The 5,788-nt window shown below is 42.8% G+C and carries 5 protein-coding genes; 1 reads left to right on the plus strand and 4 read right to left on the minus strand.

Going from position 1 to position 5,788, the window contains the following annotated elements; genetic code table 11:
* Positions 1-1,981 (minus strand): PAS domain-containing protein (locus tag ACH2DQ_RS11340; RefSeq protein WP_395026785.1); only part of this gene is annotated, 1,981 nt, incomplete at its 3' end.
* A gap of 266 nt (positions 1,982-2,247) precedes the next feature.
* Positions 2,248-2,784, minus strand: coding sequence for a M50 family metallopeptidase (locus tag ACH2DQ_RS11345; protein ID WP_394910835.1), 537 nt, complete (start codon positions 2,782-2,784; stop codon positions 2,248-2,250).
* Positions 2,785-3,056: 272 nt separating this feature from the next.
* Here ACH2DQ_RS11345 and ACH2DQ_RS11350 point away from each other — a divergent pair, with 272 nt between their 5' ends.
* A complete protein-coding gene (locus ACH2DQ_RS11350) occupies positions 3,057-3,416 on the plus strand; it encodes a hypothetical protein (protein ID WP_394910834.1) in 360 nt (119 codons plus the stop codon).
* Between the two features lie 293 nt (positions 3,417-3,709).
* On the opposite strand, the gene ACH2DQ_RS11355 is transcribed toward ACH2DQ_RS11350, so the two are convergent.
* Together ACH2DQ_RS11355 and ACH2DQ_RS11360 are read right to left on the minus strand one after the other, a co-directional pair.
* The gene (locus tag ACH2DQ_RS11355; protein ID WP_394910833.1) at positions 3,710-4,669 is read right to left on the minus strand and encodes an ABC transporter permease; all 960 of its coding nucleotides are present in this window, start codon (positions 4,667-4,669) and stop codon (positions 3,710-3,712) included.
* Positions 4,670-4,673: 4 nt separating this feature from the next.
* Positions 4,674-5,788: sugar ABC transporter ATP-binding protein (locus ACH2DQ_RS11360; RefSeq protein ID WP_395026788.1), on the minus strand; the 1,115-nt coding region annotated here is incomplete at its 5' end.

Below are 5,788 nucleotides of genomic sequence, written 5' to 3' on the forward strand. Positions count from 1 at the left end.
TCTGCTTCTGTTCCTGCCGGACAACATCCGTGGCATCGTTACACGCTATACACACTCGTCCCAGATCCTGGCTGATATAGAACACCTGAAAACGCTTGACATAAACGATACCATATTCATCCTTCATCTCAGTGATAAAGGTATAGGTGTCCTGTTCCGCCAGCGTCTTTCTGATATAGGCGTAATCCAGTTTAGCAAGAAGCTCTTTCTTCGGCATCTCATCCATATACTTTTCTGCAACGGCACGTATGTCCGCCCGAAAGCCATCTTTGCACGAAAATGTTATCTTTTCACTTCCGGTAAGCGAAAACATTCTGTGCGTATCCTGTTCCATATCAATTTCCATTATAATGTCATAGTCCAGTTCCGTTATTCTGCTAAGCAGCTGTGACTGAAGTTTCTGCTCCGTAATATCGAACATATAAAAAAAGATAATCACATCACCGGTCTCAGGATTCATGGAAGAACGAAAACTCATGCTGCACCAAAAAGCGCTCCCCTCTTCGCTGCGACATAAAAAATCAAAGTGGTAATCCACCTTTCCTGCCTCGTGGTCAGCCAGCACCTTCTCCCGGCATAGCGTATCCCGTATCTTCTCCCCATATGCCGTATCTACAGCAGATGCCGACAGATTATACACTGTTTTTTCATATGAATCCCCTACGTGCGCAATGGCGATCTCCGATGAGGAAACATAACTCTCAACCTTATCCTGGGTGATGTTAATCCGCCCTTGAATACCCCCTCCTGCGGAAGACAGCTCCGTAAAATATTCCAGTTCCTTTTCGTACAGCTCTTTATCCCGCTGCTGCAGCTTCTTTTCATCCGTAATATCCACAAATACGCAATAAAAGTACCGCTCATTATCTTCTTCCGTAAGAAGCTGCGCCTTAATGGAAATCCATTTCACCGATCCGTCTTTGCAGAGCAGACGGTTTTCATTTTGAATGGTATTGCTCTCCTCCAGCTGTGCTTTCAGCCGGTCCGTCATAACCTCCAGATCATCCGGATAAATCACAGAGGACATTTTATTACCCATCTGTGCAAATTCTTCGCGGGTATAGCCAATGAATTCAAACAGACCGTCATTCGCATCAATTACTGAAAAATCCGCATCAAAATGACACCGGAACACTGCTCCCGGAATATTATTATAGATATGAAGCACTTCTTCCTGAGCCTGCTTCTGAGCAGTAATATCAACACAAACAGATGTAATAGCCGGCTTCCCATTCTCCGCCGTCATCTTACGCCCTACATCATGCACCCAGATATAGGTACCGTCCTTTTTCTTCATTCGGTATTCAACGACATATTCCCCTTTATCTGCGATCTGGATATCTACTGCATCATCCACTCTCGCCCGGTCCCCCGGATGCATACATTGGGTAATCATTCCGCCAATATCAGTAACAAATTCCTCTTCATTTTCATAACCCAGATATTCCAGCATCCGCCGGTTAATAAAATAAAACGGGAATCCAGGCTCCATATAACCGCCCATCATTCCCCCTGCCAGGGAATCATTTAAAAGTGCCTGACGCTGCTGCATCACATTTTCCATCACCAGAGTCTGTGGATAATGCTCTTCTCCTCTTTGGCTGCTGCCTGGTTCTGCAAAGTGCAGACTGCAAACCAGCCATCTGTTTTCCTGCCTGCACAGAGCAAAAAAGCCGTGCAGGCGCCATGCGTACACGGAATTTTTGAGTGTAAATTCAGCCGTCATAATATAAATAGAATCATGATAAAACTGCTCGTGAATCACTGAGAGATTCATTGCAAACGGCTCCGGAATCTCCCGAATATCGGTAAGGACATAATTTGCCATATCGGTCTTTCCAAAGGCAAACTCTTTCTCTCCCGTGCCAATAAACTGAATATCATCAGCCAGAAATTCTGTCGTCAACACTGCATTCCTCTGTTCAAACCAGGAGCTGCAGAATAGCCGGGCTGTCTGCCTTGCAGAAATTTGTTCCTTCATATCATTTCCTCTTTCTCTAAACAAAAATATACCGTTAATTTACGGTTCATAACACAGATATTTCGAGGTATTTCGCCAAAATATTTTATTTTCATTTTAGCATAGAAAAAGAGGTTGTGCAATCATTTCAATACTCTGGCTACAGTAAAAAATCTCCTTGTGTTAAGGTAGGTATCATGACTTAACACAAGGAGATTTAAACACTACTTCGTTACAATGTAAGCGTAACTTCATTATAACTCCTGTAAAATATTTGTAGGTAAGGTTCAACTTTTATTTTTAGGTTTAAAAGCAGTCAGATAGTTCTGAAAAATCTTCCTGCGCCAAGTGAAAAATGTGAGAATGCCCAGGAGCAGAACAGCCAAAACTATGACAGCAATGGGGTTCATACCCGATACATCTAGAAAATGCGTCACATCATCGTTCACAGGTGCACTTCCCTTTAAATATAGGATCGGCACTAATATCCATGCCGCCCCGGAATAAACGGAACCCAGAACGAACAGGCAGGAAAAGATCCGATAGAATGGCTTTTCATTTTCTTTCCGATACAACAGTATGTATATAGTCGCTGTTATAACTGGCAGCAGCACCCCTCCCGCATGAAGCAGCGCCGAAGTTACCGGTTGATATGCGCCTCCTTCGGAACTCATATGAGCCTGTAAAATACTAAAGTCTGTTATCCTGGCGCCACATAAAACCGCTACCAGAGCATGACCTCCTTCATGTAGAAAAATATATAGGGGTACTACAATCACCAAACTGAGAAACAATAACAAAATATTTTTTGTTTTTTCATTCATACCTATGTTCCCTCCCACCTTGCTCTATTAAGGCTATTATAGCAAAAGTGTACGGCGAGTACAACTACTGAGAATATTTCTTATTAGCTGCTTTACTCTTGGCATATTCAAGATTTTATAGTATGATACTGTGGTTAGACGCGCCTAACTTTCAAAATATGATCTATAACTCAACTATTATAGATAACCCTCCCGATCCCGTCCCCGGAACAGAATTGGGACGATCCAATGTCAGAATGGAAAAATACTATAAACCAAAAAGGAAAATACATATGATAAAACACAAAGACTTTACTTTTATGATGATTTCTGCTTTTTTATGTGCCGCTCTATTTGGGGTTAAAGTTACCGGAACTGCTGTTCATACCTTAATCGGTCTTCTATTGGGGATCCTCTCCACCGTTCACTTGTTTGCCAAATGGAAAAAATACAGGTTCATGCCGGTAAACATAAGGCGTATCGATCAAATTCTGATCCTGTCATTCCTGTTTATTTTGATTTCGGGAATTATTTCTCATCTGACAGCAGGCATGCTGCTCTTTAAAATTATACATAAATTATCTTCTCTGGTCTTTTGTATCGGTTTAATCGGACATGTTATCCAGCATAAGAAATATTTGATAAAAGCATAATCTGGTGTATGATCCGAAACGTGACTTGCAACATGATTCGCAGCATGATCCAAAACGTGTTCTGCAACATGATCCGAAACGTGCTCTGCATCATGATCCAAAACGTGTTCTGCAACATGATCCGAAACGTGCTCTGAAACATGATCCGAAACGTGCTCTGCTACATGATCCGAAACGTGCTCTGAAACATGATCCGAAACGTGTAATCCGCAACTATAATCCGCAACGTATTCAAACCTGCACGAAGTTCCACTTCGTGCAGGTTGTCAGAGCAATCGATTTTTATTTATATCTTATACCGTTCTTTCAGAACGCTCCGTTACGATCTGAAGCAGCACAGCTGCAATAATAATGAATCCCTTTATGATATCCTGAGGATAGGAGGGAACCGCCATTAAATTCATAATATTTCCAATGAGTGCCAATACCAGCGCCCCCACCACTGTCTTTATTACAAACCCGTTTCCGCCAGCCAGGCTTGCACCGCCGATTACACATGCAGTAATGGCATCCAGCTCCTGGCCTACTCCTACGGACGCACTGCCGGTTGAACTTCTGGACGCTACAAAAATCCCTGCCAGGGCAGCCAATACACCTGAAATGGCATAAACAGAAATCAGATAACGCTTAACCCGGATTCCTGCCAGTTCCACCGTAGTCTCATTGCTCCCCACGGCTATCACGATACGTCCAAAAGCCGTATATTTCTGAATAAACCAAAAAATCACTACAATCAGCACGGTAAATAGAATAATGGGGTAAAACAGTTCTTTTTTTACCAGCAGATCCAGATACCCCTTTTCTAATTTGATCGGTGTTCCGTTAGTAAGTACAAATGCCATTCCTCTGGCTATTGTCATCATTGCCAGAGAAGCTACGAATCCCTGCATCTTTGTATAAGCAACCAGCAATCCTATAAAAGTTCCCATAAGAAGCCCCGCCGCCAGGGATATGAGAATTGCTAAGATTAAATTCATGGAAAAATCCCGAATTAGAATGGCTGTCAGCGATGCACCAAATGCCATGACAGAGCCAACTGATAAATCAATTCCTCCCGTTAAGATTACAAATAACATACCAATTGCCACGCAAATAGGTGCTGCCTGCTGCAAAGCTATATTTCTCAGGTTCATTACCGTCAGAAAATTTTCCGACAACAGGCAACAGACAATAAATAAAATGATAAAGATGATATATGTATTATTTTGTATTAACAGCTGCCGAATCCGGCGCTTCTTTTTCTCCTGCTGCATCCGCTTATACCCCCATAGCATATTTTATTAAATTGCTTTCAGCCAGTTCTTCCTTACTCAGTTCCCCGGTTATCCTTCCCTGGAACATAATCATTGCCCGGTCGCACATACCGATAATCTCCGGCATTTCAGATGAAATCATGATAACCGCCACTCCATTTTCCGCAAGTGAATTCATTATTTTATAAATTTCTATCTTGGCGCCAATGTCCACGCCCCTGGTGGGTTCATCAAAGACCACGCATTTACAGTCTGCCGCCAGCCATTTGGCAAGTGCTATTTTTTGCTGGTTGCCTCCGCTCAGACTGTTTGCATGATCCTCGGTAGAACCATATTTCGTCGATAGTCCGGTAAGCAAATCACAGACATACTTTTTCTCTTTCTTATGGTTAATTACACCAAACCGATTGGTAATTTTTCCAATTGCAGCCAGGGTGGTATTCACACGAATACTCTGTTCCAATAGAAGACCCTGTTTTTTTCGATCCTCCGGAAGCAGTCCAAACCCGCTTTTGATTGCTTCTTTCGGATCCTTAAAATTTACCTTTTTCCCAAAGTAAATGATATTCCCGGATTCTTTGGGATCAGCGCCAAAAATTGCACGCATTGTTTCTGTCCTGCCAGATCCCACGAGACCGCTGAATCCCAGTATTTCTCCGGATTTTACATAGAAGCTGACATTGTTCACCAGCCCTCCGGCATTCAGCCCCTCCACACGGAGCACTTCTTTTCCAATGACTGCACTTCGCCCCGGAAACAACTGAGTCAGATCCCTGCCCACCATCATATTGACCAGCTTTTGTTTATCAATGGAAGCAGTTGGCACCGTCCCAACATAGGTGCCATCCTTCAACACCGTAATGTGATCGCTAAGCTGAAAAATTTCCTCCAGCCGGTGGGATATATAAATAATACTGGTTCCTTCTGATTTCAGTTTTCGAATCACTTCAAATAACTTCTCTATTTCAGAAAAAGTCAGGACTGCAGTAGGTTCATCTAATACCAATACCTTGGCATTGCGTGTCAGACATTTGCAGATCTCCACTACCTGCTGATATGCCACACTCAAATTTCCCACCCGCATACCGGGATCTATTTCCCCGAATCCCAGTTTCTCCA

Source organism: Robinsoniella sp. (genome assembly GCF_034124845.1).

Coding starts and splice junctions, on each gene's coding strand:
- ACH2DQ_RS11345 (WP_394910835.1), bottom strand. CDS start 2,784: ATGAATGAAAAAACAAAAAATATTTTGTTATTGTTTCTCAGTTTGGTG.
- ACH2DQ_RS11350 (WP_394910834.1), top strand. CDS start 3,057: ATGATAAAACACAAAGACTTTACTTTTATGATGATTTCTGCTTTTTTA.
- ACH2DQ_RS11355 (WP_394910833.1), bottom strand. CDS start 4,669: ATGCAGCAGGAGAAAAAGAAGCGCCGGATTCGGCAGCTGTTAATACAA.